Source organism: Kribbella endophytica (assembly GCF_054781295.1).
In genome coordinates, this window is record NZ_BAAGUR010000002.1 from 25119 (window position 1) to 40392 (window position 15274).

The window sequence follows — 15274 nt, forward strand, 5'->3', positions numbered from 1 at the left end:
ACGGCGTGGCAGGACTCGTTGCGGGATGCGTGCGTCGTCGCGGACCAGCGGTGACGGTCAGGTGACCGGCTGGACCGGCTGGACCGGCTTGCGGTAGCGCGGCTGGCGCTGGTCCTCGCGGTAGCCGAGCGACTCGTAGAGTGCGACGCTCCCGGCCGGATTCTCAGCCAGCGTCCAGATGCCGCTCGTGGTGACGCCGTGGTCCAGGAGCTGGGCGTGGTTGGTGCGCAGCAGCGCCGACGCCAGGCCCTGACGCCGGTACGCCGGGCGCACGCCGACCCAGGGAGTGTCGGCGATGCCTTCCTCCTCTTCGGCGCTGATCACCCAGCCGGCCAGCTGGTCGCCGTCGTACGCGAGCGTCCACAGCTCGTGGTCGGGGAAGTCGTCGGCCGCCTCGCGCTCGAACTCCTCGAAGGTGTCCTGGACGTAGCCGAGGTTGCGATCGTTGAACACCTCCGCGTTGGCCTCGAAGACGGCGCGGTGGTGGTCGGCGTCGGCGGCGCGGAGCTCGAGGCCGGGTGGGAGATCGGTGAGCGGAGCGCCGTCGAGGTCGAGCGTCAGATGGACCCGGGTGAAGGCGACCTGGTAGCCGGCGGCCTGCAGGAGCGCCTCGACCGACGGGTCGTGCTCGCGGGTGTTGCCGCCGTACAGGGCGGTGCCGTCGGTGGGGTTCGCGGCGAGGTGCTTGCGGGCTTGGGCTTCCTGCCAGGCGAGGATCTGGCGGCCGTAGCCGCGGCCGCGGAAGACTGGTTCGACCCAGCCGAGCAGCAGGTAGAGGCGGGTGCCGTCGGACTCGTCCCACCAGCGCAGCGCCGTGCAGCCGACCAGCTGGTCGTTGTCGAGGGCAACAAATTCCGGGGTGAAGCCGGCTCGGACGGCGTCGACGCCGTCGGTCACCGCCAGCGCGCGCAGGTCCATGGGCGCCGATTATCCCGGTGCGGGCTCGGGTCCGCAGCTGGATAATGGCCGGATGCCCTCCGCGCCGTACGACGTTGCTGCTCTGCTCGGTCTGCCGGTCGAGAAGCTCGAGGAGATCCAGCGCACGGATCCGGGCGATCCCGGCAACGGCGTGTGGTTCCTGTGGACCGGTGGTGGGGAGTGCGTCGTCCTCCGGCGCTACCACGTGCTGCGCACGAAGCTGGACCTGCTGTTCGAGGCGAAGGTGCTCGCGCATCTCACGGATCGGGGCTGGGAGGTGCCGAGCACGGTCGCCGGTCCGGTCGAGTACGGCGAGCGGCTGTGGGCCGCCACACGGTTCGTGCCGGGGGAGGCGCGGCGTGACGAGACGCCGGAGCAGCGTTCCGAGCGGGGCGCGGTGCTGGCGCAGCTGCACGCGGATCTGCGGGACCTCGAGATCGACCTTCCGCAGCGCGAGGGGTTCTTCCAGGGCTGCGACCTGGTGGCGATGGGCAACTTCCAGGACTGGACCCCGGGCGTCGCGGGCCTGCGGTTGCAGCGTCCCGATCTCGCCGACTGGGCCGACCGGGCGATGGCCGGCGGCATCGAACTTGTTGCCGAGCACAACTTGCTGGAGCTGCCGCAGACGATTGTGCACGGGGACTTCGCCGAGTGGAACGTGCACTTCGGGCCGCTGGGTGTGATCGACTTCGACCTGGCGCACGTCGACAACCGGAGCTGGGAGTTCGTGATGGCGCGGGTGCACCGCTCACCCGAGCTGCTCACGGCGTACCAGCAGAAGGCGACGGAGCTGGGGATCCCGTTGTCCCCCGAGGAGCTCGCCGCGATCGAGCCGCTGGAACGGGTCTTCCGGATCAACATGGTGATGGCCGAGCTGTGGACCGGTCAGCACACGGGCGCCTTCAACCTGGAGCAGATCGAGCATCAACTCGGCCGCACCGGCATGCCACGGCCCTGACACACTTGCAGTGTGCCGAGACTGAGTGAACCTGCGTTGGCGGCTGGGACTCTGCGGGACCTGGAGCAGCCCGAGTTGCCGGGAATGCGGCCCTGGTTGGACGGGGACGCCACCGCGGTTCGGGAGGCCTTCGGTGATCCTGGGACTCAGCGGTGGCACGTCCTGCGGATCGACGACGACGCCGAGGCGCTGCAGTGGATCGCGCAGTGGCCGGGGCGGTGGGCCGCGGAGGAGGCCGCGAGCTGGGCGATCGTGTCCGGAGACGGCCAGGCGGTGGGGCAGATCGGTCTGCGCGGAATCGACCTGTACGAGGCGAAGGCGCACCTCTCCTACTGGGTGCTCCCGGCGGCCCGTGGTCGCGGGCTGGCCGGTCGAGCTGTCGGAACGCTCACCGAGTGGGCCTTCACAAAGCTGGGGCTGCACCGGCTGTCGATCGAGCACTCGGTGCACAACGTGGACTCCTGCCGGGTCGCCACCAAGGCCGGCTTTCCGCTCGAGGGCACCCTGCGCGGCTCGATGCTGCACACCGACGGGTGGCACGACGCCCACAGTCACGCCCGGCTCGCGGGCGACTGATCAAGTCCTGACATACTGGCGGCCGCCCGTTCCCGGAGTACGTCAGGAGAGTTCGTCATGCCCGACGCGCCGTTGCGCCTTCTTCAGGTCGGGGCGGGCTCGATGGGCCGCACCTGGCTGCACACGATCGCCGGCTCGCCGGACGTCGAGCTGGTCGGGCTGGTCGACCTCGATCTCGACCTCGCGCAGCGCGTGAGTGAGGACGAGCTGGCCGCGCTGGTTCCGGTCGCGCGGACGTTGACCGAGCTCAAAGACCTGACCGGCGCGGACGCCGTCGTCAACGTGACCGTGCCGGAGGCGCACAACGCGGTCAACGAGGAAGCGCTGCGGGCCGGCCTTCCCGTGCTCTGCGAGAAGCCGATCGCGCCGAGCGTCGCCGACGCGCAGTACATCGCCGGCGTCGCCGAGGAGACCGGGACGTTGCTGATGATCAGCCAGTCCCGCCGGTACCTCAACCAGTTCACCGCGCTGAAGAACGCGACCGGCGAGCTCGGCCGGATCGCGAGCGTGTCCTGCGAGTTCGCAAAGGCGCCGCACTTCGGCGGCTTCCGTGAGCAGATGCCCTACCCGTTGCTCGTCGACATGGCGATCCACCAGTTCGACTCCGCCCGGGCCCTGCTCGGCGCCGATCCGGTCAGCGTGTACTGCGAGTCGTACAACCCCGGCTGGAGCTGGTTCGCCGGTGACGCCGCGGCGACCGCGATCTTCGAGTTCCCCGGCGGTACGCGGTTCGTCTTCCACGGCAGCTGGGTCGCCCCGGGCCAGGAGACCTCCTGGAACAGTCGCTGGCGCGTGAGTGGCGAGCACGGTACGGCGGTGTGGGACGGCGACGACGCTCCCTCGACCGGTGACCCGCTGCGGCCGGTCGCGGTCGGCGAGGATCCCGAGCAGACCGCCGGCTCGCTGGCCGAGTTCGTCGCGTGCGTCCGGACCGGGACGCCGTCGCAGGCCGATGCGCGCAGCAACGTTCCGTCGCTCGCGATGGTCGAGGCCGCGGTCCGGTCGGCCACCGAACGCCGCCGGGTCGAGCTCGCCGACGTCCTCGTCGACTGAACGTCAAAGTCTTGACATAGTCGCCGGTAGGCAGTTGACTGCGACATAGTTAACAAAAGAAATAAACTGGTACGGACCGGTGGCGACCGCTCAGAACGCCACCGCGCCGGATCACCGTAGTGCTCGGACCCGCTGGTGACACCAGTGGGTCTGTTCGGCGTTCCCGGACCCTTCGGTGCCCTGGGCAATTGCGTGAACACCTTACAAAGCAGGGGTTTCGCCGCCTTGGTCAACATCGGATATCGACCGGTGTAATGGCTCTTCCGCAACGCCGCGTTCTGTGTCATTCTCCCGGAGAAGAGTTCCGAGATCCTATCGGATATCGGTTCCGCTGCAAGCGGTACGCGAGTCGTCACAGCACGTGCTGGACCAGGAAAGGGATTCGGGAGTGAGTCGAACGATCGAGGTGAACCCCGCGCCACCGGCGCCGGTGGTCAAACAGGCGGTGGCAAGTATTCGCCACCGACCGACCCGTCGGGCCGCGGCCGGCCGGAGTTTCCGCCGGCACTGGCAGCTCTACCTGCTGATGGCGCTGCCGATCGCTTACTTCGTGATCTTCAAGTACGTCCCGATCTCCAACGCGGTGATCGCGTTCAAGGACTACAGCCCGATCAAGGGGCCGTGGGGCAGTGACTGGGTCGGCTTCAAGAACTTCGAACTGTTCTTCCAGAACCCGGTGTTCTGGACCCTGGTGAAGAACACGTTCTACCTGGCCGCCTACACCGTGCTCGCGAGCTTCCCGATCCCGATCATCCTGGCGATCGCGCTGAACGAGATCCGGGTCGGCGTCTTCAAGAAGACGGTGCAGCTGGTCACCTACGCGCCGTACTTCATCTCCACCGTGGTCGTGGTCTCGATGACGATCCTCGTGCTGTCGCCGCAACTGGGCTTCGTGAACGACGCGATCGGGCTGTTCGGCATCCCGAAGGTCGACTTCCTCGGCAACCCGGACTACTTCCGGCACATCTACGTCTGGTCCGACGTCTGGCAGACCACCGGGTACTCCGCGGTGATCTACCTGGCCGCGCTGGCCGGCATCGACCCGGCGCTGCACGAGTCGGCCCGGATCGACGGTGCCAGCCGGCTGCAGCGGATCCGCAACGTCGACCTGCCCGGCATCATGCCGACCGCGGTGATCATCTTGATCCTCGGCGTCGGCAACATCATGTCGATCGGCTTCGAGAAGGCGTTCCTGCTGCAGAACCCGCTGAACCAGTCGAACGCCGAGATCATCGCCACCTACGTCTACAAGACCGGTCTGCTGAACGCCGACTTCTCGATGGCGACCGCGATCGGGCTGTTCAACTCCGTCGTCAACCTCGTCCTGCTGGTGGTCGTGAACTTCGTCGCCAAGCGGATCACCGGGAACGGACTGTGGTCATGAGCGTCACTCTGCAAGGCTTCCGGCGGACCGGACGGCGCCCGGTGTCATCGCGGCGGACCGCGATCGAGGAGACCAGGACCGACAAGATCTTCCTGGTCGGCGTCAAGATCATGCTCTGGATCGCGCTGCTCGTGGTCGCGGTGCCCCTGATCTACATCGTCGCCAACTCGTTCAGCAGCGCGTCGGCGGTGAGTGCCGGGCGGGTGCTGCTGTGGCCGATCGAGCCGAGCATCAAGGCCTACCAGGAGGCCTTCGGCGATCCGCTCATCATGAAGGGCTACCTGAACTCCTTCATCTACGCGATCGGCGGCACGCTGATCAGCGTCACGCTGACGATCGCGATCGCCTACCCGTTGTCGCGCAAGTCGCTGTTCGGCCGCAACGTGATCATGAGCGGGCTGATCTTCACCATGCTGTTCTCCGGCGGACTGATCCCGACGTACCTGGTGGTCCAGGACCTCGGCATGCTGAACACCCGCTGGGCGATGGTGATCCCGAGCGCGATCGGCGTCTGGCAGGTCATCATCGCGCGCACCTTCTTCCGCTCGACCATTCCCGACGAGCTGTACGAAGCCGCCACCATCGACGGCGCCAGCGACCTGCGCTTCCTCTGGTCGATCGTGCTCCCGTTGTCCAAGCCCGTGATCGCGGTCATCGCCTTGATGTACGCGATCTTCCAGTGGAACAGCTACTTCGACGCCCTGATCTACCTGAAGGACCCAGGCCTCTACCCGTTGCAGATCGTGCTGCGCAACGTGCTGATCCTGAACACTCTCTCCGGGTCGACCACTACCACCAACCTGGCGCAGCAGCTCGAACAGCAGCAGCTGGCCAACGTCTTGAAGTACGCGCTCATCGTCATCTCGAGCCTGCCCGTACTGGTCATCTATCCCTTCGTCGCCCGCCACTTCACCAAGGGCGTCATGGTCGGCGCAGTCAAGGGCTGAAAAGCCCATCCAGAAAGGAACCACCGCAATGCGCTCATCAGTGCGCACGGTCACCGCGTTCGTCGCGGCCGGCCTGCTCGCCACCCTGGCTGCGTGCAGCTCCGACAAGTCCGACGGAGTCGCCAACGAGACAACGGCCGACGGCAAGACCGTCATCGACGTGTTCACGCCGGCCGACCAGACCATGAACCTGGACACCAACTCGGTGACCAAGATCATGAGCGAGAAGTTCAAGCTCCAGTTCAAGTGGCAGACGACGACGTTCGACGCCGGCCCGGCCAAGGAGAAGCGGCAGATCTCGCTGGCCAGCGGCGACTACCCGGACCTGTTCTTCCTGATCCCGTGGGTCGACGGCTTCAGCAAGGCCGAGGTGCTCAAGCTCGGTCAGCAGGGCGTCGCGGTTCCGCTCGAGCAGCTGATCAAGGACAACGCCCCGAACATCCAGAAGTTCCTGGACGAGAACAAGGCCTACAAGGAGGAGTCGACCACTCCCGACGGGCACATCTACGCCCTGCCGCAGTGGGCCGACTGCTACCACTGCAGCTTCCCGAACAAGCTGTGGATGAACTCCGCCTGGCTGAAGAAGCTCGGCCTGCAGCAGCCGAAGACCCCCGAAGAGCTGCGCACGGTCCTGAAGGCCTTCAAGACCCAGGACCCGAACGGCAACGGCAAGGCCGACGAGATCCCGCTGACCGCGGACACCCAGGACGGCACCCTGATCTCGTACCTGATGGGCGCGTACGCCTACCCGCCGGTCGGCGCGAACAACGGCGTCCAGGGCCTGATCACGCTGAACGGCGACAAGGTGGTCACCCCACTGACCACGCCGGAGTGGCGCGACGGCCTGAAGTTCATCGCCTCCCTGTACAAGGAGGGCCTGATCGACCAGGGCGCGTTCACCCAGAACGCGGCCGCGCTGCAGGCCCAGGGCAACGACCCGAAGGCGGTCCGGATCGGCTCGGCGTCGATGCTGCACCCGTACATCTTCGTGCAGTCCGACTCCAAGGACGGCCGGGACAAGCAGTACGACGCGGTCCCGCCGCTGACCGGCCCGAACGGCAAGAGCTTCTCCGGCGAGCAGTACCTGCCGACGCTGAACTACACCTTCATGCTGACCAACAAGGCCAGCAAGGAGGCGCAGGTCGCCGCGATCAAGATGCTCGACTACATCTTCACCGACGAGGGCCAGATCATCACCAACAACGGCCCCGAGGGCGTCGGCTGGAGCAAGCCCGCCGCTGGTGAGGTCGGGCTCGACGCCAACACCAAGCCGCTGTACAAGCCGGTCCAGAACGCGCCGAAGAACATCAACTGGGGCGCGCTCGCGCAGTACCACAACGTGCTCGCGTTCCGGAACGCGCAGGTCACGCCGACCGACATCTACACCGGCGCGGGCTACGAGCGACGGTTGTTCCAGGCAACGAAGCAGTACGACGGTCACGGCGACCGGGCGCAGGTGTACCCGCAGGCCGTCGTCTGGCCGGACCCGAGCCTGAGTGGTGAGCTGGCCACGCTGCAGACCAACCTGAACAACTACGTGACCCAGAACCAGCTGGCGTTCATCACCGGGTCGAAGAACATCGACTCCGACTGGGACACGTACGTGAAGGGTCTGGACAGCACCGGGATGCCGCGCTTCCTGGAGGTCAACCAGCAGGCCTACGACAAGTACAAGTCCGGCAGCAAGTAAGCATTTCCGAAACCCCTCACCCGGCCGCACCCGGGGAGCCGCAGTTCTGGCTCCCCGGGTGCGGCCACCCCTCTGTCCGGCCCCCTGTCCGGCTCTGAAAGGACCTTGCACGATGTCGCACGAGCTGTGGTTCCGTACTCCCGCGCCGGACTGGTTCGAGGCGTTGCCGATCGGCAACGGGCACCTCGGCGGGATGGTGTTCGGCCGGGTGGCCGACGAGCGGATCGCGCTGAACCTGGACGACGTCTGGTCCGGCGACGGGCCGCGCACGCTGCAGGTGCCGGACGGGCCGGCGGTGCTGGCCGACGTACGGCGGTTGCTGCTCGAGGACGGCGACCGGCTCGCGGCGACGGAACGGACGCGGGCGCTGCAAGGCCCGCTGGTCGAGTCGTACCAGCCGCTCGGCGACCTGATGATCACGCTGCCGGCGGCGGATGACTTCCAGGGCTACCGGCGCAGCCTCGACCTGCGGACCGGGATCGCCGCGATCGACTACACACAAGACGGAGTCAGGTTTCGGCGCGAGAGCTACGTGTCGACGCCCGACCAGGTGCTGGTCTGGACGGTCACAGCCGACGTACCGGGGTCGGTGAACCTGTCGGCCGCGCTGACCAGCGTGCACCCGGTCGAGCCGTCGGTGATCGACAGCCGGACGATCGGGGTCACCGGGCGCGCGCCGTCCGACCTCACCATCGAGTACCGGGAGAGCCCGGACCCGATCCGGTACGAGGACGGGCGGGGGATCGGGTTCGGCGTTGTCCTGCGGGCCTTCGCCGAGGGCGGCACGCTCGGCACCGGGCCGGACGGGATCACCGTCGAAGGGGCTGACGCGGTGACGCTCGTGCTGTCCGCGGCGAGCAGCTTCCAGGGCTGGTCGGTGCCGCCGGGCCGCAAGCTGCCGTTGCCGGACGCCATCCGGATCGTGGATGCGGTTGCCCCGGACAAGCTCCTGCAGCGGCACCTGGACGACCACACCGCCTTGTACGACCGAGCCGGGCTCACGCTCGGGACCGCAGTCGACCTGCCGACCGACGAGCGGGTGCGCGCGGTCGGTGCCGGGGGCAACGATCCGGACCTGGCCGGACTGGTCTTCGCCTTCGGACGGTACTTGCTGATGGCATCGTCCCGTCCAGGGACCCAGGCGGCCAACCTGCAAGGGATCTGGAACGCCGAGCGTCGCCCGATGTGGGCCAGCGACTGGACCAACAACATCAACACCCAGATGAACTACTGGCTCGCCGACGTGACCGGTCTGCGCGAGTGCTTCGACCCGTTGACCGATCTGCTCGAGGGCCTGGCCGAGTCCGGCCGCGAGACCGCGCGCATCCTGTACGACGCACCCGGCTGGGTCTCCCACCACAACGCGGACATCTGGCGCGCGACCTGGCCGGTCGGCGACGGCGGCGACGACCCGGTGTGGGCGATGGCCGCGACCTGTGGCGTGTGGATGTCGGCCCATCTGATGGAGCACCACCGCTTCCACCCGGACGAGGCCTGGCTGCGCGACCGCGCGTACCCGATCCTGGCCGGCGCGGCCGAGTTCGTGCTGGCGATGCTCGTCGAGGACGGCGACGGCCGGCTGCAGTTCATCCCGTCGACGGCGCCGGAGCACCACTTCCTGCTGCCGTCGGGGGAGAAGGCGTCGGTCGACTTCACCTCGACGTACGACCTGTGGCTGATCCGCGAGCTGTTCGCGAACCTGTCCGAGGCGGAGACCGTGCTCGGCCTGTCGTCCGGCCTCGCGGCGCGCTTCGCGACGGCGGTCGACCGGTTGCCCGCGATCGGCCTCACCGACGACGGCCGAATGCTGGAGTGGCCGACCGACTGGCCGCCCTCGGAGTTCGACCACCGGCACCAGTCCCACCTGTACGGGCTGTACCCGGGCAACCAGATCGATCCGGTCCGTACGCCGGAGTGGGCCGGCGGCGTCCGCAAGTCGCTAGAGCTCCGTACGTCGGGCCGCCCTGCCGGTGGCTGGACCAGCGCCTGGCTGATCGCCCTGTACGCCCGCCTGTCCGACCCGCAGAGGGCCGTGGACGTCGTCCGCGACTACACCACTCGCCTGGTCGCCGGGAACCTGCTGCACCGCGACGGCGACATCTTCCAGATCGACGCGAACTTCGGGATGACGGGCGCGATCGCCGAGCTGCTGATCCAGAGCCACACGGACGTTGTACGGCTGCTTCCTGCGCTGCCGGCCGAGTGGCCCACTGGTTCGTACCACGGGCTGCGAGCCCGCGGCGGTCTGTCCTTCGACGTCACCTGGCAGGACGGACAGATCACCGAGGCGCTGGTCCGTGCCGACCAGGCAGGTCGTTTCCGGATCGCCTTGGGTGCAACGGCCGAGCCGGTCGAGGTCGAGCTCTCGCCTGGTGAGGCAGTGCGTCTGTAGCCGGTCGGTGACGGGTGGTCCCGGTGGGTGGGATGTGCAACAAAATGAGGGTTGCCTTACCAAACTCATGTAATGTCCGCTACGGTTTCAACGCCCGAGGAAAGGGACATGACATGAGGAGCCGATGGACCGCGGCTGTCGCGGGATTGGCCGTGCTCGGCCTGGCACTGGCCGGTTGCGGCAGCGACGACAAGTCGGCCGACACCGGCGTCGGCGACACCGAGGTGGCGACCGGCGGACGGTTGTTCTCGACCGCCGACGCCGAGACCGCGAAGCTCGGCTCGGACGCCGCCGACGGCGTCTTCCCGCGGACGGTGAAGCACGCGCTCGGTGAGACCAAGCTCGAGAAGAAGCCCGAGCGGGTCGTCGTCCTCGACAGTGGCGAGCTCGACGGCGTGCTCGCCCTCGGCATCACGCCGGTCGGCATGGGCACCAACGCCGGCCAGAACGGCGTCCCGAGCTACCTGGCCGACAAGGCGCAGGGGATCCAGCCCGTCGGTGGCGTCAGCGAGCTCAACCTCGAGGCGATCGCGAAGCTGAAGCCCGACCTGATCCTCGGCAGCAAGCTGCGGGCCAACGACCTGTACGCCAAGCTCAGCGCGATCGCGCCGACCGTGATGAGCATCCGGCCCGGCTTCCCGTGGAAGGAGGACTTCCTGCTCGTCGCCGACTCGCTCGGCGAGGAGGCCAAGGCGACCGGGTTGCTGAACGACTACCAGAAGCGCGCCAACGAGGTGAAGAGCAAGGTCGAGGGCTCGCCGACGATCTCGCTGGTCCGGTTCCGGCCGGCCGACATCCGGCTGTACGGCAACCTGTCGTTCATCGGCGTGATCCTGAAGGACATCGGCCTGCCGCGGCCGAAGGTGCAGGACATCCAGGAGCTCGCGCTGGAGATCTCCCAGGAGAACATCGGTCAGGCCGACGGTGACTGGATCTTCTACTCCAGCTACGGCAAGCCCGAGACGACCGCGGAGAACACCGTCGTCAACGGGACGCTGTGGAAGTCGCTGTCCGGGGTGAAGTCGGGCAAGGTGCAACGGGTCAACGATGAGGTCTGGTTCCTCGGCCTCGGCCCGATCGGCGCGCAGGCCACGCTGGACGACCTGGAGAAGTACCTCAGCGCGAAGAGCTGATCATCGGTACGCCGGCCTGCTGCATGTGCGGCGGTGGGCCGGCGTCAGTCCGGGACGCGACCGCGGTCGTTGACCGCGACGTGCGGAGCGTACCGGCGTACGGCGGCCTCGAGCTCGTCGAACGGCAGCGTCCTGGTGAGCAGGCTGCCCGGCCAGTCGCACGACGGGCCCCAGTTCTTCGACAGCTTCGGAAGCTCGGTGTCGGGAACCTTCTGGACGATCAGGTACGACGACCAGGTCTCGTCGTCGTCGCCGTGCACCTCGCGCCGCTCGACCCGGCAGATGCCGTGCACCTGGTCCCACGGCAGCTTCTGCGGCTGGTCACCGCCGAGGTAGACGCCCTCGCTGTCGATCGCGAGCAGGATCTCCTCGCCGTCCGCCTCGTGCCGGGACTCCGCCGTCGTGACCCAGCCGACGCCGAGCAGCACCGGTAGCCCGACCGCGAAGATCAGTGGCATCCCGCCGAACGACAGCCAGACGGTCTCCAGTGGTTCGCGGACAGGTTCGTTCCGGGCCAGCGCGACGACGACGCAGGCGATGGTCAGCAGGATCATCAGGCCGAAGACCACCAGGCCGACGTACAGGAGTCCGGCCGTGCTCTCCCACCGGCTCTTGCGCACCACGAAGGAGGGTGGCGGCTCGGTCTTCGTCATAACCGCATTGTGTGCGCTGCCGGGGTCGCGCACCAGCCCCCAGGCGCGTCGCTCAGGCCGAGCCGGGCCGAGCCCGCACCAGGAGCGTGCTGGTCGCGGTCGCGACCAGGTCCCCGGCCGCGGTCTTGACGTTGCCTTCGGCAAATATCACCGAGCGGCCGCCCTTCACCACCCAGCCGGTCCCGATCAGCTCACCGGTATCGGCCAGGACCGGGCGCAGGTAGTTCACCTTGATCTCGACCGAGGTGTAGCCGACGCCGGCCGGCAAGGTGGTGTGCGCGGCGCAGCCGGTCACCGTGTCCAGCAACGTGCAGACCAGGCCGCCGTGCACCATCCCGATCGGGTTGTACGACGCGTGCGACGGCTGGCAACTGAACGCGACCCTTCCCTTCTCCACGCTCACCGGGCCGAACTGCATCAGCACCGCGATCGGTGGCGGCGGGATGCGCCCCTCGTTCATGCCCTGGATGTACTCCAGTCCACTGAGGGCCGCGGTCTCGGCCAGTACCTGCTCGGGATCGGTCCATTTGAACGTCTGCTCACCCATGGTCTGAATAGTAGACTCAGCCAGGTCCTTTTGGGGGATCGGTCCTCCGATCGGCGTCGGGTGGTACGCCGGGTGTCCTTCCATCGGATGAATTACCCGGGCCTTACGTGTCACGGACTTTGGTACGGACCGGGAGTCCGTAAGAATCGACGTCATGTCCGACCGCCAGACAGCACTCGCCAGCCGCCCGCCACGCAGCGCCGCCCGTAAGCGCCGCTCCGGCGGTTCGCGCGCGCAGCGTCGCAACGGTGGGAAGTGGCGTCGCGGCATCGTGATCGCGGTGCTGGCGATCCTGTCGGCGCTGCCGCTGATGTTCCACCGCTACGTGCCCAACACGGTCGGAAACCTGGGGAGCCTGCTCGACACGTTCCTGCCGTGGGTCGGGATCGCCGTACCGGTGCTCGCCGTTGCCGCGCTGGTCCGCCGGTCCGCTACGGCCGGGATCGCGTTGCTGGTGCCGGCTGTCGTGTGGGGGTTGATGTTCGGTCACCTGCTGATCCCGAACGGGTCCGGTGGGCCGCACGACCTGCGCGTGCTGTCGCACAACGTGGGTGCGGACAACCCGGACCCGGAGCACACGGCGGCCGAACTGCTGAAGGCCGACGCGGACGTGATGGCGCTGGAGGAGATCACCTCGGCGGACCTGAAGATCTACAAGCGGGAGTTCGCCGCGGCGTACCCGCACGTGGTGTCGCGGGGGACCGTGGCGCTGTGGTCGAAGTTCCCGGTCGAGGAGGGCAAGGCCGTCGACGTCGGCTTCTCCTGGACCCGCGCGCTGCGCGCCGAGGTCAGTACGCCGGAGGGCAAGGTCGCCTTCTACGTCGCGCACCTGGCGTCGGTGCGGGTCGGCACGAGCGGCTTCACGTCGAACCAGCGCAACGAGACGATCAAGCAGCTCGCGCAGCAGATCGCGGCCGAGAAGCGCGCCGGGGTGGTCGTGATGGGCGACTTCAACGGTACGGCGAACGACCGCAGCCTCGCGCCGATCACCGCCGGCCTGCGTTCGGCGCAGGGGGCTGCGGGGCAGGGCTTCGGGTTCACCTGGCCGGCGAAGTTCCCGATGGCGCGGATCGACCACATCATGGTGCGCGGTGTGACACCGACCAAGGCGTGGGTGATGGAGCCGACGGGCAGCGACCACCGGCCGGTCGTCGCGGAGCTTGCGGTCTAGGCCTGCTGCCCTCGCCTCAGGCCTCGGCGATCCCGTGGCGATAGGCGTACCGCACAGCCTCGGCGCGATGCCGTGCCCCGATCTTCGCGAACGTGTTGTTGATGTGCGTCTTCACCGTCGCCTCCCCGATGAACAACAACGCCGCGATCTCAGGGTTGCTCAACCCCTGAGCGATCAGCCGTAGTACCTCGGTCTCCCGCGCCGTCAATCCGTCTGAAGTGTTCGGCCCCGGCGAAAGCCCAGCCACCAACCGCCGAGAAACCTCCGCATCAAACGTCGACTGCCCCGCCGCGGTAGCCCTGAGCGCCGCCCCGATCTCCACCCGGCCGGCGTCCTTCGTCAAATACCCCCGAGCCCCGGCCTTCAACGCCTGAGCAATCGACGTGTCATCCGCGTACGTCGTCAGCACCAGCACCGCAACCTCCGGATACTCAGCCGTCAGCCTCGCCGTCGCCTGCACCCCGTCCACCCCAGGCATCTTCAAATCCATCAACACCACGTCGACGCCGCCCTTGCTCACCAACTCCACAGCCTCACCCCCATGAGCCGCGGCCCCCACCACCTCCACCCCATCAATCAACCCCAGCAGCGCCACCAGCCCTTCCCGCACCACCTGCTGATCATCAGCAACCACCACCCGAACCACGTCACTCATCCGCCACCTCCGCCACCACAACCCACTCCCCGTCAACAACCCCCGCCGACAACCCCCCACCCACCAAAGCCAACCGCTCCCGCATCCCCGCCACCCCAAAACCACTACCTGTTGCAGAGTCAGTCACTTGATTACGCACCTCGAGCCGAACGCCCGTGGACAAGTACTCGAGCTCGACCTCGATCGGCTCTCCCGGCGCGTGCCGACCCGCGTTGGTGAGCGACTCCCGGCTCGCACCCAGCAGAGCGACCACAACACCTGAGTCCAGCGGCCGAGCCGTGCCGGTGACCGTCAGGTGCGCGGTCGTCGCGTGGTCCTTGGCATGCTGTTCGGTCATCGTCTCCAACGCCGTGGGGAGAGCCGGTACGTCGTCCTGCCGCAAGGTGGCGACCGCGTTGCGGGCCTCCGTCAAACCTTGGACGGCCAGGCGGCGGGAGCGGCGGATTCTGTCTAGGGCTGCTGGTCGGTCGTCCTTCTCGGACAACAGGGCTTCGGCCAGTTCTAGTTGGACGGACAGGGCGCCCAGCGAATGCGCGAGTACGTCGTGGAGTTCTCGGGCTATGCGGGTGCGTTCGTCCAGCGCGGCGGCTCGGGAGTGTTCTCGTTGGGCCAGGACGGTCTGGTCGAGCAGCTTGCGGGTCTGCTGGGCGCGGAGTTCGTCGTACCGGCGGTTGAGGCCGAAGAGGATCAGGACCGCGGTCCACAGGAGCTGGCTGAGGAACCAGCTGCTGGTGCGGTCGTACAGCTGCGCCGAGACGCCGTACAGGAGAAGGCAACCGATGCCGACGGCAATGATCGGCTGGTTGCGGCGGAGCCGCGGCGTGCGGGCGAAGGTCATCACGGCGACGTCCGTGATCGGGACCAGCACGAGGATCAGCGCGTTGGAGCCGGGCATCCCGGTGACGACGGCGGCGCTGAGGGCGGCGTACGACAGCAGCCCGAGCGCCACCACCTCGTACCGGTGCATCAGGAACGTCCCGGCGAGGAAGCTGAGCAGCGCGACGACGAGCACCGGCCACGCCCACGGCTCGGACGGTCGCGCGGTGGCCAGGACGCCGATCGTCACCGCGGTGATCAGCAACCGGGCGAGCACGCCGTTCCAGCCGAGCAGGCCGGCTTGCTTCCTGATCAACGTTCTCCCGTCCGACGAGCTCCGACGACGACGCCGAGGCGACCTCCGACCGACGCCGGTCGATC

14 protein-coding genes are annotated in these 15274 nt (G+C 67.8%); 9 read left to right on the plus strand and 5 right to left on the minus strand.

Annotated elements, in window-relative coordinates; all coding sequences use genetic code 11:
* Nucleotides 1-57: 57 nt before the first annotated feature.
* Nucleotides 58-918, minus strand: a complete 861-nt coding sequence (locus ACYVIO_RS18745; RefSeq protein WP_460652115.1) for a GNAT family N-acetyltransferase — start codon at nucleotides 916-918, stop codon at nucleotides 58-60.
* Between the two features lie 52 nt (nucleotides 919-970).
* Here ACYVIO_RS18745 and ACYVIO_RS18750 point away from each other — a divergent pair, with 52 nt between their 5' ends.
* The 8 genes from ACYVIO_RS18750 (at nucleotide 971) to ACYVIO_RS18785 (ending at nucleotide 11051) form a co-directional block, all read left to right on the plus strand.
* On the plus strand, nucleotides 971-1876 hold the full coding sequence (locus ACYVIO_RS18750) for a phosphotransferase enzyme family protein (protein ID WP_460652116.1): 906 nt from the start codon (nucleotides 971-973) through the stop codon (nucleotides 1874-1876).
* A 12-nt stretch (nucleotides 1877-1888) separates the two neighbouring features.
* A complete protein-coding gene (locus ACYVIO_RS18755) occupies nucleotides 1889-2452 on the plus strand; it encodes a GNAT family N-acetyltransferase (RefSeq protein ID WP_460652117.1) in 564 nt (187 codons plus the stop codon).
* Between the two features lie 57 nt (nucleotides 2453-2509).
* Complete coding sequence (locus tag ACYVIO_RS18760) at nucleotides 2510-3505, plus strand: Gfo/Idh/MocA family protein (protein ID WP_460652118.1); 996 nt, start codon at nucleotides 2510-2512, stop codon at nucleotides 3503-3505.
* Nucleotides 3506-3893: 388 nt separating this feature from the next.
* Nucleotides 3894-4889, plus strand: coding sequence for an ABC transporter permease (locus ACYVIO_RS18765; RefSeq protein ID WP_460652119.1), 996 nt, complete (start codon nucleotides 3894-3896; stop codon nucleotides 4887-4889).
* Nucleotides 4886-5836 carry a carbohydrate ABC transporter permease gene (locus ACYVIO_RS18770; RefSeq protein WP_460652120.1) on the plus strand — a complete coding sequence of 317 codons (951 nt, stop codon included), beginning with the start codon at nucleotides 4886-4888 and terminating at the stop codon, nucleotides 5834-5836. Before ACYVIO_RS18765 ends, ACYVIO_RS18770 begins: the two co-directional genes overlap by 4 nt.
* A gap of 28 nt (nucleotides 5837-5864) precedes the next feature.
* Nucleotides 5865-7526 carry a type 2 periplasmic-binding domain-containing protein gene (locus tag ACYVIO_RS18775; RefSeq protein ID WP_460652121.1) on the plus strand — a complete coding sequence of 554 codons (1662 nt, stop codon included), beginning with the start codon at nucleotides 5865-5867 and terminating at the stop codon, nucleotides 7524-7526.
* Between the two features lie 112 nt (nucleotides 7527-7638).
* Nucleotides 7639-9918, plus strand: coding sequence for a glycoside hydrolase family 95 protein (locus tag ACYVIO_RS18780; RefSeq protein WP_460652122.1), 2280 nt, complete (start codon nucleotides 7639-7641; stop codon nucleotides 9916-9918).
* Nucleotides 9919-10031: 113 nt separating this feature from the next.
* Nucleotides 10032-11051, plus strand: a complete 1020-nt coding sequence (locus ACYVIO_RS18785) for an ABC transporter substrate-binding protein (RefSeq protein ID WP_460652123.1) — start codon at nucleotides 10032-10034, stop codon at nucleotides 11049-11051.
* A gap of 44 nt (nucleotides 11052-11095) precedes the next feature.
* Here ACYVIO_RS18785 and ACYVIO_RS18790 read toward each other — a convergent pair whose 3' ends face one another.
* Nucleotides 11096-11704 (minus strand): hypothetical protein, encoded by a 609-nt coding sequence (locus tag ACYVIO_RS18790; protein WP_460652124.1) that lies wholly within the window; start codon nucleotides 11702-11704, stop codon nucleotides 11096-11098.
* Nucleotides 11705-11756: 52 nt separating this feature from the next.
* Nucleotides 11757-12251: a PaaI family thioesterase gene (locus tag ACYVIO_RS18795; RefSeq protein ID WP_460652125.1), complete on the minus strand. Its 495-nt coding sequence runs from the start codon at nucleotides 12249-12251 to the stop codon at nucleotides 11757-11759.
* 154 nt (nucleotides 12252-12405) lie between these two features.
* Between ACYVIO_RS18795 and ACYVIO_RS18800 the strand changes: the two genes are divergently transcribed.
* Nucleotides 12406-13422 (plus strand): endonuclease/exonuclease/phosphatase family protein, encoded by a 1017-nt coding sequence (locus ACYVIO_RS18800; RefSeq protein WP_460652126.1) that lies wholly within the window; start codon nucleotides 12406-12408, stop codon nucleotides 13420-13422.
* Nucleotides 13423-13438: 16 nt separating this feature from the next.
* Here the strand turns inward: ACYVIO_RS18800 and ACYVIO_RS18805 are convergent, their stop codons facing one another.
* Together ACYVIO_RS18805 and ACYVIO_RS18810 are read right to left on the minus strand one after the other, a co-directional pair.
* A complete protein-coding gene (locus ACYVIO_RS18805) occupies nucleotides 13439-14077 on the minus strand; it encodes a response regulator (RefSeq protein ID WP_460652127.1) in 639 nt (212 codons plus the stop codon).
* Nucleotides 14070-15209, minus strand: coding sequence for a sensor histidine kinase (locus ACYVIO_RS18810; RefSeq protein ID WP_460652128.1), 1140 nt, complete (start codon nucleotides 15207-15209; stop codon nucleotides 14070-14072). Before ACYVIO_RS18810 ends, ACYVIO_RS18805 begins: the two co-directional genes overlap by 8 nt.
* Between the last annotated feature and the right edge of the window lie 65 nt (nucleotides 15210-15274).

What these genes read in the sequence shown, in the direction of transcription:
- ACYVIO_RS18760 (WP_460652118.1), top strand. Translation starts at nt 2,510, where the DNA reads ATGCCCGACGCGCCGTTGCGCCTTCTTCAGGTCGGGGCGGGCTCGATG.
- ACYVIO_RS18780 (WP_460652122.1), top strand. Translation starts at nt 7,639, where the DNA reads ATGTCGCACGAGCTGTGGTTCCGTACTCCCGCGCCGGACTGGTTCGAG.
- ACYVIO_RS18795 (WP_460652125.1), bottom strand. Translation starts at nt 12,251, where the DNA reads ATGGGTGAGCAGACGTTCAAATGGACCGATCCCGAGCAGGTACTGGCC.
- ACYVIO_RS18745 (WP_460652115.1), bottom strand. Translation starts at nt 918, where the DNA reads ATGGACCTGCGCGCGCTGGCGGTGACCGACGGCGTCGACGCCGTCCGA.
- ACYVIO_RS18775 (WP_460652121.1), top strand. Translation starts at nt 5,865, where the DNA reads ATGCGCTCATCAGTGCGCACGGTCACCGCGTTCGTCGCGGCCGGCCTG.
- ACYVIO_RS18790 (WP_460652124.1), bottom strand. Translation starts at nt 11,704, where the DNA reads ATGACGAAGACCGAGCCGCCACCCTCCTTCGTGGTGCGCAAGAGCCGG.
- ACYVIO_RS18785 (WP_460652123.1), top strand. Translation starts at nt 10,032, where the DNA reads ATGAGGAGCCGATGGACCGCGGCTGTCGCGGGATTGGCCGTGCTCGGC.
- ACYVIO_RS18800 (WP_460652126.1), top strand. Translation starts at nt 12,406, where the DNA reads ATGTCCGACCGCCAGACAGCACTCGCCAGCCGCCCGCCACGCAGCGCC.
- ACYVIO_RS18750 (WP_460652116.1), top strand. Translation starts at nt 971, where the DNA reads ATGCCCTCCGCGCCGTACGACGTTGCTGCTCTGCTCGGTCTGCCGGTC.
- ACYVIO_RS18805 (WP_460652127.1), bottom strand. Translation starts at nt 14,077, where the DNA reads ATGAGTGACGTGGTTCGGGTGGTGGTTGCTGATGATCAGCAGGTGGTG.
- ACYVIO_RS18770 (WP_460652120.1), top strand. Translation starts at nt 4,886, where the DNA reads ATGAGCGTCACTCTGCAAGGCTTCCGGCGGACCGGACGGCGCCCGGTG.